The sequence below is a fragment of the Variovorax paradoxus genome, assembly GCF_009498455.1.
GTDB lineage: Bacteria > Pseudomonadota > Gammaproteobacteria > Burkholderiales > Burkholderiaceae_C > Variovorax > Variovorax paradoxus_H.
Map to the genome: position 1 here is coordinate 6,481,313 of NZ_CP045644.1, position 18,456 is coordinate 6,499,768.

General features: G+C 68.3%; 12 protein-coding genes. 10 read left to right on the forward strand and 2 right to left on the reverse strand.

The window, feature by feature from the left end; all coding sequences use genetic code 11:
* Window positions 1-9: 9 nt before the first annotated feature.
* The 6 genes from GFK26_RS30040 to GFK26_RS30065 are packed head-to-tail and all read left to right on the forward strand — an operon-like array spanning window position 10 to window position 5,483.
* On the forward strand, window positions 10-1,272 hold the full coding sequence (locus GFK26_RS30040) for a dienelactone hydrolase family protein (protein ID WP_153285173.1): 1,263 nt from the start codon (window positions 10-12) through the stop codon (window positions 1,270-1,272).
* Window positions 1,269-2,234, forward strand: a complete 966-nt coding sequence (locus GFK26_RS30045) for a PDR/VanB family oxidoreductase (protein WP_153285174.1) — start codon at window positions 1,269-1,271, stop codon at window positions 2,232-2,234. The genes GFK26_RS30040 and GFK26_RS30045 overlap by 4 nt, the downstream gene beginning before the upstream one ends.
* A gap of 24 nt (window positions 2,235-2,258) precedes the next feature.
* Window positions 2,259-3,626, forward strand: a complete 1,368-nt coding sequence (locus GFK26_RS30050) for an aromatic ring-hydroxylating dioxygenase subunit alpha (RefSeq protein ID WP_153285175.1) — start codon at window positions 2,259-2,261, stop codon at window positions 3,624-3,626.
* Window positions 3,623-4,111, forward strand: coding sequence for an aromatic-ring-hydroxylating dioxygenase subunit beta (locus tag GFK26_RS30055; RefSeq protein WP_153285176.1), 489 nt, complete (start codon window positions 3,623-3,625; stop codon window positions 4,109-4,111). Before GFK26_RS30050 ends, GFK26_RS30055 begins: the two co-directional genes overlap by 4 nt.
* Window positions 4,108-4,701, forward strand: a complete 594-nt coding sequence (locus tag GFK26_RS30060; RefSeq protein WP_153285177.1) for a cysteine hydrolase family protein — start codon at window positions 4,108-4,110, stop codon at window positions 4,699-4,701. The genes GFK26_RS30055 and GFK26_RS30060 overlap by 4 nt, the downstream gene beginning before the upstream one ends.
* Window positions 4,698-5,483, forward strand: a complete 786-nt coding sequence (locus GFK26_RS30065) for an SDR family oxidoreductase (protein ID WP_153285178.1) — start codon at window positions 4,698-4,700, stop codon at window positions 5,481-5,483. Before GFK26_RS30060 ends, GFK26_RS30065 begins: the two co-directional genes overlap by 4 nt.
* A gap of 7 nt (window positions 5,484-5,490) precedes the next feature.
* Here the strand turns inward: GFK26_RS30065 and GFK26_RS30070 are convergent, their stop codons facing one another.
* A complete protein-coding gene (locus GFK26_RS30070; protein ID WP_153285179.1) occupies window positions 5,491-6,468 on the reverse strand; it encodes a helix-turn-helix domain-containing protein in 978 nt (325 codons plus the stop codon).
* Window positions 6,469-6,614: 146 nt separating this feature from the next.
* On the opposite strand from GFK26_RS30070, the gene gnd reads away from it, so the two are divergent.
* Complete coding sequence (gnd, locus tag GFK26_RS30075) at window positions 6,615-8,039, forward strand: decarboxylating NADP(+)-dependent phosphogluconate dehydrogenase (protein WP_153285180.1); 1,425 nt, start codon at window positions 6,615-6,617, stop codon at window positions 8,037-8,039.
* A gap of 42 nt (window positions 8,040-8,081) precedes the next feature.
* Here gnd and GFK26_RS30080 read toward each other — a convergent pair whose 3' ends face one another.
* Window positions 8,082-8,756, reverse strand: a complete 675-nt coding sequence (locus tag GFK26_RS30080) for a response regulator transcription factor (protein ID WP_194273977.1) — start codon at window positions 8,754-8,756, stop codon at window positions 8,082-8,084.
* Window positions 8,757-9,207: 451 nt separating this feature from the next.
* Between GFK26_RS30080 and GFK26_RS30085 the strand changes: the two genes are divergently transcribed.
* From GFK26_RS30085 to GFK26_RS30095, 3 genes are all read left to right on the forward strand, one after another.
* Window positions 9,208-14,835: a DUF5801 repeats-in-toxin domain-containing protein gene (locus tag GFK26_RS30085; RefSeq protein WP_153285182.1), complete on the forward strand. Its 5,628-nt coding sequence runs from the start codon at window positions 9,208-9,210 to the stop codon at window positions 14,833-14,835.
* An 83-nt stretch (window positions 14,836-14,918) separates the two neighbouring features.
* Window positions 14,919-16,727: a type I secretion system permease/ATPase gene (locus GFK26_RS30090; protein ID WP_153285183.1), complete on the forward strand. Its 1,809-nt coding sequence runs from the start codon at window positions 14,919-14,921 to the stop codon at window positions 16,725-16,727.
* The gene (locus GFK26_RS30095) at window positions 16,724-18,448 is read left to right on the forward strand and encodes a type I secretion system permease/ATPase (RefSeq protein WP_153285184.1); all 1,725 of its coding nucleotides are present in this window, start codon (window positions 16,724-16,726) and stop codon (window positions 18,446-18,448) included. The genes GFK26_RS30090 and GFK26_RS30095 overlap by 4 nt, the downstream gene beginning before the upstream one ends.
* The last annotated feature ends 8 nt before the right edge of the window (window positions 18,449-18,456 follow it).

Genomic DNA, 18,456 nt, shown 5'->3' on the forward strand with positions numbered 1-18,456 from the left:
GACGAACCGATGAGCGACACCATCGACATTCCCACCGGCGACGGCACCCAGACCTTTCGCGGCTACCTGGCCCTGCCGGCCTCGGGGCGCGGCCCCGGCATCGTGCTCTGCCAGGAGATCTTCGGCATCAACGACTACGTGCGCGAGGTGGCCGACCTCTACGCCGAAGAGGGCTACGTGGTGCTCGCGCCCGACCTGTTCTGGCGCATGGAGCCCGGCGTCGAGCTGGGCTACTCGCCCGAAGACTGGCAGCGCGCCTTCGGCTTCTTCCAGAAGTTCGACATCGAAGCCGGCGTGGCCGACGTCACGGCCAGCGTGAAGGCGCTGCGCGCGCACCCGGCCTGCACCGGCAAGGTCGGCGCGCTGGGCTTCTGCCTCGGCGGCAAGCTGGCCTACCTGGCCGCCGCGCACTCGGGCGTGGACGCGGCCGTGGGCTACTACGGCGTGGGCATCGAAGGCGCGCTCGACCTCGTGCCGAAAATCGAATGCCCGATCGCCCTGCACTTTGCGGAGCTCGACCAGTTCTGCCCGCCCGAGGCCCGCGCCCAGGTGCTCGAAGCCTTCGCCGGCAAGCCCGATGCGCAGATGTACGTCTACCCCGGCGTCGACCATGCGTTTGCGCGCACCGGCGGTGACCATTTCGACAAGCCCTCCACGCTCATGGCGCACCAGCGCTCGATGGCGCTGTTCAAAGACGCGATCGGCCCGGTGTACGACCTCTCGGCGCTGTGGGACAAGCACTGCGAGTACGAGTTCGCCACGCGCGACGTGGTCGCCACCATGGCCACGATGGTGAGCGAGCCCTACGTGAACCACATCCCGACCATGACCGGCGGCGTGGGCGCCAAGGAACTGTCGCGCTTCTACAAGCACCACTTCATTCCGAGCACGCCGCCCGACACGCGGCTCACACCCATTTCGCGCACCGTGGGTGCGACGCAGATCGTGGACGAGATGCTGTTCAGCTTCACCCACACGGTCGAGATCGACTGGCTGCTGCCGGGCATCGCGCCCACCGGCAAGCCGGTGGAAATTCCGCTCGTGGCCATCGTGAAGTTCCGCGGCGACAAGCTGTACCACGAGCACATCTACTGGGACCAGGCCAGCGTGCTGGTGCAGATCGGCCTGCTCGATCCGAAGGGCCTGCCCGTGGCCGGCGCCGAGACCGCACGCAAGCTGGTCGACGAAACGCAGCCGTCGAACACGCTGATGCCGCGCTGGGAAAAATCGACCGGGCTTACCATCGCCGACCCGGCGCTGCCCTTGGGATGAGCGGCGACTCCGACATGCTGGCGCTGGTCGTGGACGCGGTCACGCCGCTCACGCCGACCATCAAGGCCTTCGTGCTGCGTTCGGCCAACGGCGAGCCCCTGCCGCCGTTCGCGCCGGGCGCGCACCTGGGCGTGCAGGTGGTGCAGACCAACGGCCACGCGGGGCAGCGCGCCTACTCGCTCGCCAAGCCGCACGACGGCTCGGACCGCTGCGAGATCGCGGTGCTGTGCGAGCCCCAAGGCGCAGGCGGTTCGACCTGGATGCACGCGCTGCAACCCGGCGCCGCGCTGGCCGCGCACGCGCCGCGCAACGACTTCGCGCTGCACGCGGGCAACACGCCGCCGCTGCTCCTTGCGGGCGGCATCGGCATCACGCCGCTGCTGTGCATGGCGCGCTCGCTGGCGGCCGACGATCGCCCCTTCGAATTCGTCTATGCCACGCGCAGCGAGGACGCCACGGCCTACCTGCACGAGGTGCGCGCGCTCGGTGGCACGGTGGTGCACGACGGCGGCGACCCCGCGCGCGGCCTCGATCTGCGTGCCCTGCTGGCCGCGCCCGTGCCCGGCCGCCATCTGCACGTGTGCGGTCCGCGCGGCATGGTGCAGGCCGTGGTCGACACCGCCCGCGCGCTCGGCTGGCCCGACGACCACGTGCACTTCGAACTCTTCGCCGGTGCCATCGAACAGGCGGGCGATGCGCCCTTCGAGGTGCGCACGCTGCGCTCGGGCAAGACACTCACCGTGCTGCCCGACCAGAGCCTGCTCGACGTGCTCATCGCCGCGGGCCTGGACCCGCTGTACGACTGCCGCCAGGGCGACTGCGGCGTGTGCGTGGTCGACGTGGTCGAGGGCGTGCCCGACCACCGCGACCACAACCTCAGTCCGCGCGAGAAGGCGGACGGCAAGACCCTGTGCACCTGCGTGTCGCGCGCGAAGACGCCGCTCCTGGTGCTCGACATCTGATGACGTTTCAGGAGACCCCACCCGATGAATTCCGTGATCCCCATCATCCCCATCGCGGCGACAGACCCGATCGACATCCAGTCGCTCGTGCAGCCCGACCGCGTGCACAAGCGCGTCTACACCGACCCCGCCATCTTCGAGCTGGAGATGGACCGCGTGTTCGGCCAGGCCTGGATCTACATCGGCCACGAAAGCCAGGTGCCCAAGCCCGGCGACTACTTCACCACGCGCCTGGGCCGCGAGCCCGTGGTGATGGTGCGGCACACCGACGGCCAGGTGCATGTGATGTTCAATCGCTGCCCGCACAAGGGCGCCAAGCTCGTGCCCGACGGCAGCGGCAGCGCCGGCAAGTTCCTGCGCTGCCTGTACCACGGCTGGACCTTCAAGTGCGACGGCAGCCTGCTGTCGGTGCCGCTGCGCAGCGGCTACGAATGCACCGCGCTCGACCTGAAAGACCCGCAGTACGGCGTGCGCAAGGTGGCGCGCGTGGCCACGCACCGCGGCTTCGTGTTCGCCAGCCTGTCGGAAGACGGGCCGGAGTTGAAAGAATTTCTGGGCGGCGTGGCCACGTCGCTCGACAACTTCTGCGACCGCGCGCCCGAGGGCGAAGTGGAAGTGGCGGGCGGCGTGCAGCGCGTGGTCCAGCGCAACAACTGGAAGATCTTCTTCGAGAACCTGCACGACACCATCCACGCCGTGGCCACGCACGAGTCGTCGTGGCGTGCGGCCAAGGAAGAGCACGAATCGATGCCCGCCGGCACGCCCAAGCCCTTCGAGGTGGTGATCGTCGACGGCAACGGCGAACCGCTGGAGTTCTGGGAGAAGCTGGAGCTCAAGGGCTACGACCACGGCCACGGTTTCATGGAAGGCATCTTCGTGCCGCCGACCGACCCGGTGAGCCTGGCCTACGTGGCCTCGCTCGAAGCTGCGAAGGGTGCCGAGCGTGCCGACGAGATCCTGCGCGTGAACCGGCACAACACCATCGTGTACCCGAGCTGCTCGCCGCACACCTCGTTCCAGCAGATTCGCGTGATCCGGCCGCTGTCGGTGGACCGCACGCTGGTCGAGATCTTCAGCTTCCGGCTCAAGGGCGCGCCCGAGGCCACCTTCCAGCGCACGCTCAAGTACACCAACATCGTCAACGCGCCCTCGTCGAACGTGATGTCCGACGACCTGGAGGCCTACAACCGCGTGCAGGAAGGCCTGGGCTCCGACGGCGGCGACTGGGTCAGCATGCACCGCGCGGCCGGGCGCGACCAGCCGCTGCCGGGCGGGCGCGCATCCAACGGCAACAGCGAGATGCCCTCGCGCAACATGTTCGCGGCGTGGGCCGGGTACATGGGTGTCGACACGGGTGTCGAGACGAACGAACAGACCGGGAGCGCCGAATGAACTTCCGCGACTGGAACGAACAGCAGGACCTCACGCAGTTCCTGCACCACGAGGCACGCCTGCTCGACGAGCACCGCTGGGACGAGTGGCAGAAGCTCTTCACGCCCGACGGCCTGTACTGGGTGCCGTTGGTGCACGGCCAGGTCGACCACCTCAACCATGCGTCGCTGTTCTGCGAGGACGCGCTGCTGCGCTCGATGCGCGCGCGGCGGCTCGAGCAGGCGCGCGCCTATTCGCAGCAGCCGCCCACACGCACCGTGCACGTGCTGGGCAACATCGCGCTCGAGTCGCGCGACGACGATGCGGTCTGCACCGTGCGCTCGACCTTCCTGCTGCTGGAGTGGCGCAAGACCGAACAGCGCACCTTCGGCGGCAGCGTGCGGCACACGCTGCGCCGCGCCGACGACGGCTGGCGCATCCAGACCAAGCGCATCGACCTCGTCAACTGCGACGCGCCGCACGAAGCCCTGCAGGTGTTCCTGTGAAGGCCGCGCTGCTGGCGATGCATTACCAGAACGACGTGCTACACGTCGACGGCAAGGTGCGCGTGGGCGTGGCCGCCGACGACCCCGCGCGCCCGCGCCTCATCGCCTCGGCCGCGCGGCTCATCGCCGGTGCGCGCGCGAACGGCGTGCCGGTGATCTTCGTGCGCATCGCCTTCGCACTCGACTACGCCGACTGCCTGCGCAACTGCATGCTGTTCCGGCGCGTGGCCGAGAGCGGCGCGGTGCAGGAAGGCAGCTGGGGCGCCGGCTTCTACGACGAACTCGCGCCGCTGCCGGGCGAAGCCGTCGTCACCCACAAGCGCAACAACCCCTTCTGGGCCAGCGGGCTCGAAGAGGCGGTGCGTGCCACCGGTGCCAGCCGCTTGTACGTGGCCGGCATCGCGACCAACCACGTCGTCGAGCACGGTGCGCGCCACGCGAGCGACCTGGGCTACGACGTGGCGGTGGTCGCCGACGCCTGCAGCACCGCGCAGGCGCACCTGCAGGCAGCGAGCCTCGAAACCCTGGCGATGCTCGCGGACGTCGTGCGCGTGGACGATGCGGTCGCGCAGATGGGAGGCCGGCCATGACGACACTGCAAGGCAAGGTCGCGATCGTGACGGGCGCCGCCGCGCTGCTGGGCAGTGCCATCGTGCGCGCCTTCGCGCAAGCCGGTGCGCGCGTGGTGGCGGTTGACATCGACACGGCGCGCGGCGCGGCGCTGGCGGCCGACGTGGGCGCGGGCTGCCGTTTCGTCGCCTGCGACATCGCCTCGGACGACGCGCTCGATGCGCTCGTGGCCGGCACGCTGCGCACCGAAGGCCGCATCGACTTCCTCATCAACAACGCGGTGGTTTACGGCGACGCGGGATTGAATGCCACGCGCGCCGACTGGCTGGGCGCGCTGAACGTCAACCTGGTCTCTGGCGCGATGCTGGTGCAGAAGACCGCCGACGCGCTGGCCGCGCACGGCGGCGCCATCGTGAACATGGGCAGCGTCGGCGGCAAGTTCGGCGCGGCGGGCCGGGCGCTGTACCCGGCGGCCAAGGCGGCCACCCTGCAGCTCACGCGCAACCAGGCCGCCACGCTGGCGCCGCGGGGCGTGCGCGTGAACTCGGTGTCGCCGGGCTGGACCTGGTCGGACGCGCTGTCGCGCATGACGAACGGCGACCGTGCACGCGCCGACCGCGTCGGCGCGCCGATGCACCCGCTGGGCCGCGTAGGCGACGGCGACGACGTGGCGCAGGTGGTGCTGTTCCTGTGCTCGGACGCGGCGCGCTTCGTCACCGGTGCGGACATCCCGGTCGATGGCGGCTTCTCGATGCTGGGGCCAGACCAGGGGCGGTCGGCGCGGGACTGGTTCGAGGCGTAGCAGCGGTTCAGCCGCGCGACTGCCGCAGCGCGCCCGGCGTGCCGCCCAGGTGGCGGCGGCACAGGCGCACGAAGTGCGACGCATCGGCCAAGCCGACGCGCAGGCCGATCTGCGCCACGCTCAGGCGATCGAAGCGCGCATCGGCCAGCATGCGCTGCGCCACCTGCATGCGGCAGGCGGCCAATGCGTTCGCGAAGGTGGTGGCGCCTTCCCCTGCTCCACCGCCTTCCGCGAGGCAGCGGTGCAGGCTGCGCTCCGAAATACCGAGCCCCTGCGCCACGGCCGCGGCCGTGAGGCCCGGCTCGGCGTGGCGCTCGCGCGTGGCGTCGCGCACACGCTGGCGCAAGGCCGCGCGGCCACAGGCGTCGGGCACCGCCACGCCAGGACCGAGTGCCAAGGCCAGCAACCCACCGAGCTGGTCGGCCAGCAACGCCGCCGGCAGCGGCGGCCGCAGGGCCACTTCAGGCGACAGCGCCCGGGCAAAGCTGCTGAGCGCCGCGCCCCAGCCGCTGTGCCCGTCGATGCGGCGCGCCACGTGATCGCCGGCATCGGGCAGCCACGACTCGACCCACGCGGTCGACAACTCGATCGACACGGTGTCGGCCGACTGCTGCAGGTGGAAGGCGTAGCAGCGCCGCGAATCGACCAGCACCGCGTCGCCGGGCAGCAGGCGCGCCGAGCGTTCCTCCTGCACCGCGACCCAGGGCGAGTCGGCCTTGCACAGCAGGTAGTAGTAGTTCTGGCGGCTGTGGGCGATGGCGCGGCGCGTGCGGTACACGTCTTGCGCGCTGCCGCGCACCCGGTTCACGTGCAGCGGCCCGAGCGGTGCGGATTCGAGCGAGGCGCCGAAGCCGCCGCTCACCGGGCTGCTCACGTCCATCTCGAGAAAGCCCTCGCAGACCGCGCCGATCCAGTAGTCCAGCCGCTGCGGCGGCGGCACCGCGTCGGTCGACCAGGTGTGGATCGCGGCAGGGGTTGCGGGCATGGCGGCGGAAGTCATTCCGCCAACATAGCCAGCCCCGACCCGTTTGCCAAGCGGGTATAGACGCCCTCCGACGCCGCGCCGCGCGGGCGCCCGGCACAATCACCGGCTACTTTTTCCAACTGCACATGCACGAAGGGCCCGCACACATGAGCAAGCAGCAAAGCGATTTCGGATTGATCGGCCTGGCCGTGATGGGACAGAACCTGGTGCTGAACGTGGAAAGCCGCGGCTTCCAGGTCAGCGTCTACAACCGCACCGAGGCCACCACCGAGGCCTTCATTGCACAGAACCCGGGCAAGAAGCTCGTGGGCGCCAAGACGCTCGAGGAGTTCGTTCAAAGCCTGGCCAAGCCCCGCAAGATCCAGATCATGGTGAAGGCCGGCGCGCCGGTCGACCAGGTGATCGAGCAACTGATTCCCCTGCTCGAGAAAGACGACATCGTCATCGACGGCGGCAACAGCCTGTACACCGACACCGAACGCCGCGACGCCTACCTGGCGACCAAGGGCCTGCGCTTCATCGGCGCGGGCGTGTCGGGCGGCGAAGAAGGCGCGCGCAAGGGGCCGTCGATCATGCCGGGCGGGCCGCTCTCGACCTGGGAGGTGATGAAGCCGATCTTCGAGAGCATCGCGGCCAAGGTGGACGGCGAGCCCTGCGTGATCCACATCGGTCCGGGCGGCGCGGGCCACTACGTGAAGATGGTGCACAACGGCATCGAGTACGGCGACATGCAGCTGATCTGCGAGGCCTACAGCCTGTTCAAGGCCGCGGGATTCACGACCGACGAGATGGCCGCGATCTTCAACGAATGGAACGAGGGCGAGCTGCAGAGCTACCTGATCCAGATCACCGCCAAGGCGCTCGAACAGAAAGACCCGGAAACCGGCCAGCCGGTGGTCGACGTCATTCTCGACAAGGCAGGCCAGAAGGGCACGGGCCAGTGGACGCTGCTGAATGCGGCCGAGAACGCGGTGGTCATCAGCACCATCAACGCCGCGGTCGAGGCGCGCGTGCTGTCGTCGCAGAAGAAGGCGCGCGTGGCGGCCAGCCAGCTGCTGCACGGGCCGGTGCCCGCGCTGTCGCTCGAGAAGCAGGCCCTCGTGGCCAAGGTGCACGATGCGCTCTATGCCTCGAAGGTCATCAGCTACACGCAGGGCTTCGACCTCATCCAGACAATGGGCGAAAAGAAGGGCTGGAAGCTCGACCTCGCGGGCATCGCGTCGATCTGGCGCGGCGGCTGCATCATCCGCGCGCGCTTTCTGAACCGCATCACCGACGCCTTCCGCACCGACCCGGCGCTGGGCAACCTGATGCTCGACCCGTTCTTTCAGGACCTGCTGAACCGCACGCAGCAGAACTGGCGCGAGGTGGTGGCACTGGCGGTGAGCAATGGCATCCCGGTGCCGGCCTTCAGCGCCTCGCTGGCCTACTACGACAGCTACCGCACGGCACGGCTGAGCGCGAACCTGCTGCAGGCGCAGCGCGACTTCTTCGGAGCGCACACGTACGAGCGCGTGGACAAGCCTGAAGGCCAGTTCTTCCACACGGACTGGCCCGAAGTCATCGAGTAAGCAGCGCCCTTCCCCGGCACCGGCACTGGTGCCTGCGGCGGATCAGGCGAGATGCCAGCGCCGGCTGTGCGGCCCCTGCTTCGCGAACACGTGCGCGAGATGCTTCTTGACCGTGTTGACGCTGATGCCGAGCCGCTCGGCGATCTGCTTGTTGGTCATGTCCCGGTGCATCAGCGACAGCACCTCCTCTTCCCGCGCGGTCAGCCGGACGGCCGGCGTGGTCCCACCGGACGCCCGCCGTCCGCCGCTGGCCTTCGATCGCAGCAGGGACAGGTACAGCGCCTGCAGCACCGGACCCGGAAAACCCAGCGCGCCTGCCAGCACGGCATCCAACGAGTGTGCGAGCTGCTCTGCGCTCGCGGCCCACTCGATGCTGCCGCGCGCCTGGCTCCGGATCGCCGCGTCCAGGCCCAGCAGCGAGGGCGCCTCCCAGCCGAGGAGCCAGTCGGTGGCTGCAAAGCGGCGGCGCAGATCGCCCAGCCGGTTGACGCTCTCCGGCGAAATCAACGCGATGTCCACCAGCAGCAGACGAGGTGCCTGCGGCCGGCAGAGGACTTCCAGTTCGGCGAGGCTGTTCATCTGCGCGTACGCGACCTCGTACATCCGCCCGACCCGGTGCCGCGAGGCCAGCAGGCCCAACCCGAACAGCGGGGGTGCGCGGCTGGGGCCGGTGGCGACGAGCACCGGCACGCGGACGTCGGCCGACGGGCGTGGCATGTCGAAGAAGGCGGGTTGAAAACGCTCCGATGCCCAAAGCTCGGATGGCGCGGATGGCGCCGGGGGAGCGAATGGCGACAGGGGACGCAAGCCTTGCATGACCGCCAGCGGATCGGCGTTCCAAGTGGGTGGCCCAACAGACGACAGTGGGACTTGTTCCATGGTTTCCCTCCGCGGTGCTCATGGGGAAGGCAGGCGGATCGTAATGATAAAGACCACAACTTTTTGAGGACAGGTCCGCGGCGCTCGCAAGGTATCAAAGGGTAAGGACGTGCGGCCGGCACGGCGCATCACCCTGTGGGTGACAACTTTTATCCTATGGACGGGGCGCGGCCCTGAGGTTCAGCATCCTTGTCTGCTGATAAGTGAACGTGGTTGATCGCCAGCGAGCGCACGTCAATTCGGGAAGCACAGACTCCTATCGGCGCCCTTTTCCAAACAAGGAGTTCCTATGGCTGCGCTAAACCTGACGACGGGCTCGACCGTCACCCTCGATGAATCCGCCAACTTGCAGAACCTTGCCGCTACTCCCGCTGCGCCCGGCGACAGTAACGACAATGACATCTCCGCAAGTTCGCTGCCCACCGCCTTCAGCACCCGCCTGACCGCCCAAGGCGCAGGCACGGCCATCAACGCGGCGTTGAGCGGCTACAACGGGACCAACACCGGCACCAACGCCTTCACGTTCACCGTGACGGGCACGGTCACCGACATGTCGTTCACGGACGCCAACGGCGCACCGCTCAATGGCCAGGACAGCGGCCTCAACACCGCCGACGGCGAAGACATCTTCCTGTACACCGACACGACCAACAACAACGTCGTCTACGGAAAGACCGCCCTCAATGTCGTCGTGTTCGCCGCCTACCTCGAGGAGACGGGAACCCCGGTGAGTGGCGCCAAGATCTGGACCGTTCAATACGAAGCGATATCGAACCCCGATGCGACCAACGCCGACGACCCGGTCGACCTGACGGACAAGATCTTCGTCAGCGTGAGCAAGGACACGGAGTTCAACCTCGCGGACGCGCCCTCCGGCCAGAACCTGTTCCTGATGTTCACGACGGACACGCCGACGATTGTCGATGGCCGGATCACCAACGTGTCGATCATCGCGACCGGCAGGGACCCCGCCAACCAGTCCGGTGCCAACTTCAACAGCACCGCCGACGACATCAACATCAACACCGGCGACACGATCAACACCAGCAAGGCCGGTGGGCCGACCACGTTCGGCACCAACAGCCAGATGATCACCGAGCAGGAAGGCATCCGCTTCACCTTCGTGACCGGCGCCAGGGCGGACGTCACCATTCCGAACCTGGACCAGAACGAGGCCGACCTGGAGTCGAACATCGACTTCACCGGCATGTTCGGCGCGACGACGGCCGACTTCGACGTGGTGCAGCTGCAAGGCGGCAAGAGTGCCCAGGTCAGGATCTCCGCCTTCAGCACGGCGGTGGAGTCGGGCAACAGCTTCGTCGAGGGCTACGCGAACGACACGATGATTTCGATCACGAGCGTGCGCGTGCTCGACTCCGCCGGGAACGTGCTCGAAACCTACTCGGCCGGTGCCGAGGGCGCACTGAGTTCGACCCTTGCCATCAGCATCACCGGCGGCATCGCGACCATCACCGGCGTCGTGGCCGGCCAGTCGATCGAATACACGACGACAGCGAACCACAACCGCGTGCTCATCGAAAACGGGGCGGCCCTCGATGCGTCGGGCAACACCCACGCGGACTTCGACATCGGGGGATTCCGGCTGCTGAGGTCGTCCACCGCCACGGCGGAGATCGGCTCGCAGATGATCTTCGAAGACGACGGGCCGAGCATCGCGGTGGCCGATACGGCGCCCCCTGACGCCTTGACCGTCGACGAGACGGTTCTGGCGACCAATGCCTCGGCCAACTTTGCCGACAACTTCTCCAGCACGCCGAGCTACGGTGCAGACGGCGCGGGCACGGTCACCAGCGCCTTCGCACTGAGCCTGAAGACCAGCGGCGCAGACTCCGGCCTGGACGACGTGGCCACCGGCAACAGCGTGTTCCTGTTCCTCAACGCCTCGGGCGTGGTCGAGGGGCGCCAGGGCACGGACGCCGTCGCAGCGGCCACAGGCGACATCGTCTTCACCGTGAGCGTGAGTGCCACCGGCACGGTCACGCTCGACCAGGTGCGCGCCATCGTGCATCCGAACACCAGCAATCCGGACGATTCGAAGACGCTCGCCGCGGCCGACCTGATCGTGCTGACGCGCACCGACACCATCACCGACCAGGACGGCGACCAGGCGATGAGCTCGGACTTCCTGAACATCGGCCAGGCCCTGAACTTCGAGGATGACGGGCCGAGCATCGGGGTGGCCGACACCGCACCTCCTGACGCACTGACGGTGGACGAAACCATCCTGGCCACCAACGCCTCGGCCAACTTTGCCGACAACTTCTCCAGCACGCCGAGCTACGGCGCGGACGGCGCAGGCACGGTCACCAGCGCCTACGCACTGAGCGTCAAGAGCGCGGGCGTCGCCTCGGGCCTGGTCGACACCCTGACCAACCAGAGCGTGGTGCTGACCCTCACCGCCGGCGGCGTGGTCGAGGGACGTACCGCCATCAGCGGTGCGCTGGTCTTCACCGTGAGCGTCAGCGCCACCGGCACGGTCACGCTCGACCAGCAGCGTGCGATCGTGCATCCGGACACCAACAACCCGGACGATTCGAAGACGCTGTCTGCGGCCGACCTGATCGTGCTGACGCGCACCGACACCATCACCGACAAGGACGGTGACCAGGCCATGGGCTCGGACTTCCTGAACATCGGACAGGCCCTGAACTTCGAGGACGATGGGCCGAGCATCGTGGTGGCCGACATCGCACCTCCTGACGCGTTGACGGTGGACGAAACCATCCTCGCCACCAATGCGTCAGCCAGCTTCGCCGACAACTTCTCGAGCTCGCCGAGCTACGGCGCGGACGGTGCGGGCACGGTCACCAGCGCCTACGCACTGACCCTGAAGACCAGCGGCGCGGACTCCGGCCTGGACGACGTGGCCACCGGCAACAGCGTGTTCCTGTTCCTCAACGCCTCGGGCGTCGTCGAGGGGCGCCAAGGCACGGACGCCGTGACAGCCGCCACAGGCAGCATCGTCTTCACGGTGAGCGTCAGCGCGACCGGCACGGTCACGCTCGACCAGCAGCGTGCCATCTTGCACCCGGACACCAACAACCCGGACGATTCGAAGACGCTCGCCGCAGCCGACCTGATCGTGCTGACGCGCACCGACACCATCACCGACAAGGATGGCGACCAGGCCACGGGTTCGGACTCGCTGAACATCGGACAGGCCCTGAACTTCGAGGACGACGGGCCGAGCATCGGGGTGGCCGATATCGCGGCGCCTGACGCATTGACGGTGGACGAAACCATCCTCGCCACCAACGCCTCGGCCAACTTCGCCGACAACTTCTCCAGCACGCCGAGCTACGGCGCGGACGGCGCAGGCACGGTCACCAGCGCCTATGCGCTCAGCGTCAAGAGCGCGGGCGTCGCTTCGGGCCTGGTCGACACGCAGACCAACCAGAGCGTGGTGTTGACGCTGACCGCCGGCGGCGTGGTCGAAGGGCGTACCGCCATCAGCGGTGCGCTGGTCTTCACCGTGAGCGTCAGTGCTGCGGGCCTTGTCACGCTGGACCAGCAGCGTGCCATCGTGCATCCGGACACCACCAACCCGGACGACTCGAAGACGCTGTCTGCGGCCGACCTGATCGTGCTGACGCGCACCGACACCATCACCGACAGGGACGGCGACCAGGCCATGGCCTCGGACTTCCTGAACATCGGACAGGCCCTGAACTTCGAGGATGACGGGCCGAGCATCGGGGTGGCCGACACCGCGCCTCCTGACGCCCTGACGGTGGACGAAACCATCCTCGCCACCAACGCGTCGGCCAGCTTCGCCGACAACTTCTCCAGCACGCCGAGCTACGGCGCGGACGGCGCAGGCACGGTCACCAGCGCGTACACGCTGGGCGTCAAGAGCGCGGGCGTCGCCTCGGGTCTGGTCGACACCCTGACCAACCAGAGCGTGGTGCTGACCCTCACCGCCGGGGGCGTGGTCGAAGGGCGTACCGCCATCAGCGGTGCGCTGGTCTTCACCGTGAGCGTCAGTGCTGCGGGCCTTGTCACGCTCGACCAGCAGCGTGCGATCGTGCACCCGGACGCCACCAACCCGGACGATTCGACGACGCTGTCTGCGGCCGACCTGATCGTGCTGACGCGCACGGACACCATCACCGACAAGGACGGCGACCAGGCCATGGGCGCGGACTTCCTGAACATCGGCCAGGCCCTGAACTTCGAGGACGACGGGCCGACCATCGTGGCCCGCACCGACCTCATCTATTCGAACACCAGCAACCCGGCGCCCGGCGGCACGGGCGTCTTCGACTACGAGATCGGCGCCGACGCACGGTCGAGCTACAGCCTCACCAACTCCGACTTTTCAGCGATCACGTTGACCGGCACGGTGGGCAGTGCGGCGATCGGCAGCCCGACGGTGACCTGGACCTCCGAGACGGCGACGGGCGCCTCGTTCGCCGTGAGCTTCAGCTACAAGCCGGACCCCAGTTCAGCCACCACCACCAACGCCACCGGCACGCTGAGCTTCGACAAGGTGAACGGCACCTACTCGCTCACGCTGAATGCGCCCATCGCGGGCTTCAACACCGTCTCGACCGGCCAGGCCCTGGGCTTCACCGGCTACACGCTGGGGACATCGACGGTCGACCAGACGCAGCCCGACGTGTCGGTGGCCCAGTTGAGCAGCAACTTCTTCGTGCAGTTCACCGGCTACAACGAGCCGGGCGGCGGCACCGGTGCCAAGAACATCCAGGCGATCGCGCCGGCAGCCCCGTTGGGCACGGCCAATGGAACCGCGTTTGCGAACGGCGAACTGTTCAAGCAGGAAGGGACGTGGGTGAGCGTGTCCAACCAGGCCAACGGCGTGGCGAGCGACACGATCCAGCAGGGCGAGGTGCTGGACCTCGACTTCTTCGCCGCGAACCCGTTCGGCTTCGCGACCACGACGCCGACCACGCAGGCGGCCGGCATGTTCCTGAAGTTCGACGGCATCGGCAGCGAGGACCTGGTGCTCGTGCTCAAGCTGGTGGACCCGGACGACGGCAGCCGCACGACGAAGGCCATCATCATCGACAACGCCGACATCATCAAATTCGGCGGCACCATTCCGGCCCCGTACAGCATCGTGCTCGACAACAACGATGGCGCCATCATCATCGAGTCGAACGACTTCAACACCGGCACCGAAAACTACGTCATCGAAGGTGCGCAACTGCTGGTGTCGACCGAAGACGTGACGGGCACGGCCATCAACCTCAACCCACTGACCGGGGCCGGCGGCGGCAGCACCACGTTCCAGGAATTTTCGGGAACGCCTGGCACGGCCAATCCCGAAGCGGCCACGACCGACAACGACGTCATCAAGATCTCGGACATCGGGTTCGTCACGCTCAACAGCGGCCAGCTCGACGCCAGCCTGCAGTTCTCGCTGGCGGTCCAGGACGCCGATGGCGACGCCACCGCGACGCAGGTGCTGGACGTCGGCATCGTCGGCGGCACCGTCTTCACCGGCGGTGCGGACAACGAGTCGATCCAGGGCAGCGCGGGCAACGACACGCTCAACGGCGGCGCCGGCAACGACACGCTGACCGGTGGACTGGGCAAGGACGCGCTCACCGGCGGCGACGGCAACGACGTGTACGACTTCAATGCCGTGGCCGAGAGTCCGGCGGGTGCCAACAAGGACGTGGTCTCCGGCTTCACGAGCGGCGCGGACACGATCGACCTGTCGGGCATCGACGCCATTTCGGGCAACGCGAACGCGAACGATGCGTTCAGCTACCTGGCCGGTGCGGCGTTCACCAACGTGGCCGGGCAGCTGAGGTTCGACGTCGCCACCCAGACGCTTCAGGCCGATGTCGACGGCAACGGCGGCGCCGACTTCGAAGTGCAGCTGGTCGGTGTCGTGGCGCCGCCACCGCTGGGCGACCTCGTCGTGTAGGCCCAGGCAATGCGTTGAAGCGAGGGCGGCCATCATGCCAACCGCCCTCGTCCCCGTGATCGAAGTCGAATGAGCGAGGTGGTATGAAGCCTCCGGAAAAATCGGGCGAATTGCGGCAAGCGGTGACGGCGCTGCGCCCCTACGTCGTGCGGGCGGCCTGGTTCAGCGTGTGCGCCGGCCTTCTGCTGCTGGCGCCGAGCGCGTACATGCTGGAGGTGTACGGGCGCGTGCTGAACAGCCGCAACGCGTTCACGCTGGCCATGCTGACGCTGCTGGTGCTGGCTGCCTACGGCCTCATGGAAGTGCTCGACTGGGCCCGCGCGCAGGTGATGTACCAGGCCGCGCAGGCCCTAGACCAGGCGATGCGCAACCGCGTGTTCGTCGCCGTCTTCGACGCGGGTCTCATGCGGGTGCCGGGCGGAACGGTGCAGCCGCTCAACGACCTTCGGACCTTGCGCGAATTCCTGTACGCGCCGCCGTTGCTGGCGCTCATGGAAGCGCCGGTGTCGCTGGTCTTCGTGGGGCTGATGTTCGCCATCAGCCCGGTGCTGGGATGGTCCGCTGTTGTCGGCTCGCTGCTGCAGGTGTTTGTCGGCTGGCTCAACGACCGCCGCACACGCCCGCCGCTGGTGGCGGCCAACCGGTGCGCGATCGATGCGCAGCAGTACGCCGATGCCGTGTTGAGAAACTCGCAGGTCATCGAGTCGATGGGCATGCAGCAGGACGTCCATCGCCGCTGGATGGGCAAGCGACGCGATTTCCTGCAGCGCGAGGCCGTGGCCTCGGACCACGCCGGCACCTCGCAGGCCGTCAGCAAGTTCCTGCAGGTCACCACGGGTTCGCTGTTGCTCGGACTGGGTGCCTGGCTGCTGCTGAAGAACCAGCTCAACGGCAACGCCGGAATGATGGTGGTCGGATCGATCCTGGGCGGCCGGGCCCTCGCGCCACTGGTGCAGCTCGTGACGCAATGGCGCGTGGTGGTCAACGCCGGCGATGCATGGCGGCGCCTGGACAGCCTGTTGGGCGCGATCGCCCCGAAACCGGACACGATGCCGCTGCCGCCGCCCAAGGGCGCGCTGCAGGTCGAAAGCCTCGTGGCCGGCGCGCCCCCGGGCAACGGCCCGGCCCTCCTGAAGAACGTGGCCTTCAGCCTGGCGCCCGGCGAGGTGCTGGCCGTCGTCGGTCCGTCTGCCGCGGGGAAAACGACGTTGGCGCGCCTGCTCGTCGGCCTGTGGCCCGCGGCGAGCGGCAAGGTGCGGCTGGACGGCGCCGACGTGTTCGCGTGGGACAAGCGCGAACTCGGCCCGCACATCGGCTACCTGCCCCAGGACGTGGAATTGCTCGACGGCACGCTGGCCGAGAACATCGCGCGCTTCGGGGAGGTGCGGCCGGCGAAGGTCAAGGCAGCGGCATTGGCCGTCGACCTGCACGCCAGCATCACGGGCCTTCCGCTCGGCTACGACAGCCCGGTCGGGCCCGAAGGCACCGTGCTGTCGGGCGGGCAGCGGCAGCGCGTGGCATTGGCCCGCGCGATCTATGGCGAGCCCGCGCTGGTGGTGCTCGACGAACCGAACTCGAGCCTCGACGACGCGGGCGACGCCGCCCTGGCAGCCGCCATCCTGACCCTCAAGGCGCGCGGCACGACCTTCGTCGTCATGACGCACCGCACCAGCGTGCTGGCCGTGGCGGACAAGATGCTGGTGCTGAGCGACGGCGTCATGCAGGCCTTCGGCCCGCGCGACGAGATCCTGGCGGCGCTGCGGCAGGCCGGCGACCAGGCGGCGGACCGGACACGCAAGGCAGCCCACAGCGCGGCATCGCGGCATCGCGATGCCGTCGCTTCGCCCGGCAACGCCGCGAGCATCGCGCTTCAGGCGCACCCACGGCCATGAAAACCCCTGCGTTCTTCCACCGCAGCGAGCTGGGGCGCGCGCTTTGGGGATTCCGACGGGAGTTCCTGCTCGTCGGCGCGTTGAGCTTCCTGACCAACCTGCTCATGCTCGCGCCGACCCTCTACATGCTGCAGATCTTCGACCGCGTGCTGTCCAGCCAAAGCGAGATGACCTTGCTTGCGGTGTCCCTGATCACGCTGCTGCTTTTCGGCGCACTGGCCTTGTCGGAATGGCTGCGCTCGCGCCTGCTGGTGCGGGCCAGCCTGCGCTTCGACCGGCAGCTGAGCACGCGGGTGTTCAACGGGAGCTTCCGCGCCTACCTTGGGCAGTCGGCGTCCGTCGCGCCCCGGCCGTTCGCCGACCTGAGCCAGATCCGCCAGTTCCTGACCGGCCAAGGCATCTTTGCGCTCTTCGATGCCCCCTGGACGCCGATCTACATCGCGGTGATCTTCTTTCTTCATCCCTGGCTCGGCATGCTGGCGCTGGCGTTCGCGCTGGTCCAGGCCGCCCTGGCGTGGTTCGGACAGCGGCGGACCGTTGCGCCGTCGGAAGCGGTCCTGCAAGCCACGGGCGAGACGATGAGCGAGCTGCAGGGCAAGCTTCGCAACGTCGAGGTGCTCGAGTCGATGGGCATGGTGGGCGCGCTGCAGACGCGCTGGAACCGCCAGCATGCGGCCAGCATGGACAAGAGCACTCGCGCGCAGGGCCTGGTGCATCGCGTCGCCGGCTGGAGCAAGTTCATCCGCTACAGCCAGCAGTCGCTCGCGCTGGGCGCGGGTGCGCTGCTGGTGATCGATGGCCAGTTGTCGCCGGGCGCCATGATCGCGGCGAACGTGCTGATGGGCCGCGCCCTGGCGCCGATCGACCAGCTGCTCGGCGCGTGGCGGGGCTTCGTCTCCTGCCGCTGCGCGTTCCAGCGTCTCGACAGGCTGCTGGCCGACTTCCCCGAGCAGCCCCCTGCCCCCTCCCGCGCCACACCGACCGGCCAGATCAGCCTGCAAGGCGTCTTTGCAGGGGCTGCGGGGCGCGCAACGCCCATCCTGAAGAACATCTCGTTTGCGATCCCCGCAGGCACCGTGGTCGCGGTGCTGGGGCCGTCGGGCTCGGGCAAGTCCACGCTGGTGAAGGTCATGGTGGGCATCTGGGCCGCATCGCGTGGCGCGGTGCTGCTCGATGGTGTGCCGATCGGCGGCTGGAACCGCTTCGAACTGGGTCCGCACCTGGGCTATCTGCCGCAGGACGTTGAACTGTTCGGCGGCTCCATTGCCGAGAACATCGCGCGGCTCGGCGAGGTCGACTCGCGCAAGGTCATCGAGGCGGCCAGCAGCGCCGGCCTGCACGAGACGATCCTGCACTTTCCCAAGGGCTACGACACCCCCATCGGGGACGCGGGCCACCTGCTGTCCGGCGGGCAGAGGCAGCGCATCGGACTGGCGCGGGCGCTCTATGGCGACCCGTCGCTCGTTGTTCTGGATGAACCGAATGCCAACCTCGACGACGCCGGCGAAGCCGCGCTGCTGCGCGCCATCCGGGAGTTGAAGGCCAAGGGAAAAACGGTGCTGCTGGTGACGCACCGCCAGGGCGCGGTGGGCGTGGCCGACCGCCTCATGGTGCTGAGCGACGGCGAACTGACGGCCGACGGACCGCGCGATGCCGTGCTCGCGTCGCTTCGCCGACCTCCGCCTGCGGTGCGGCCGGCGGCCCTGGTGCAGTCGGCTTGACTCGATTC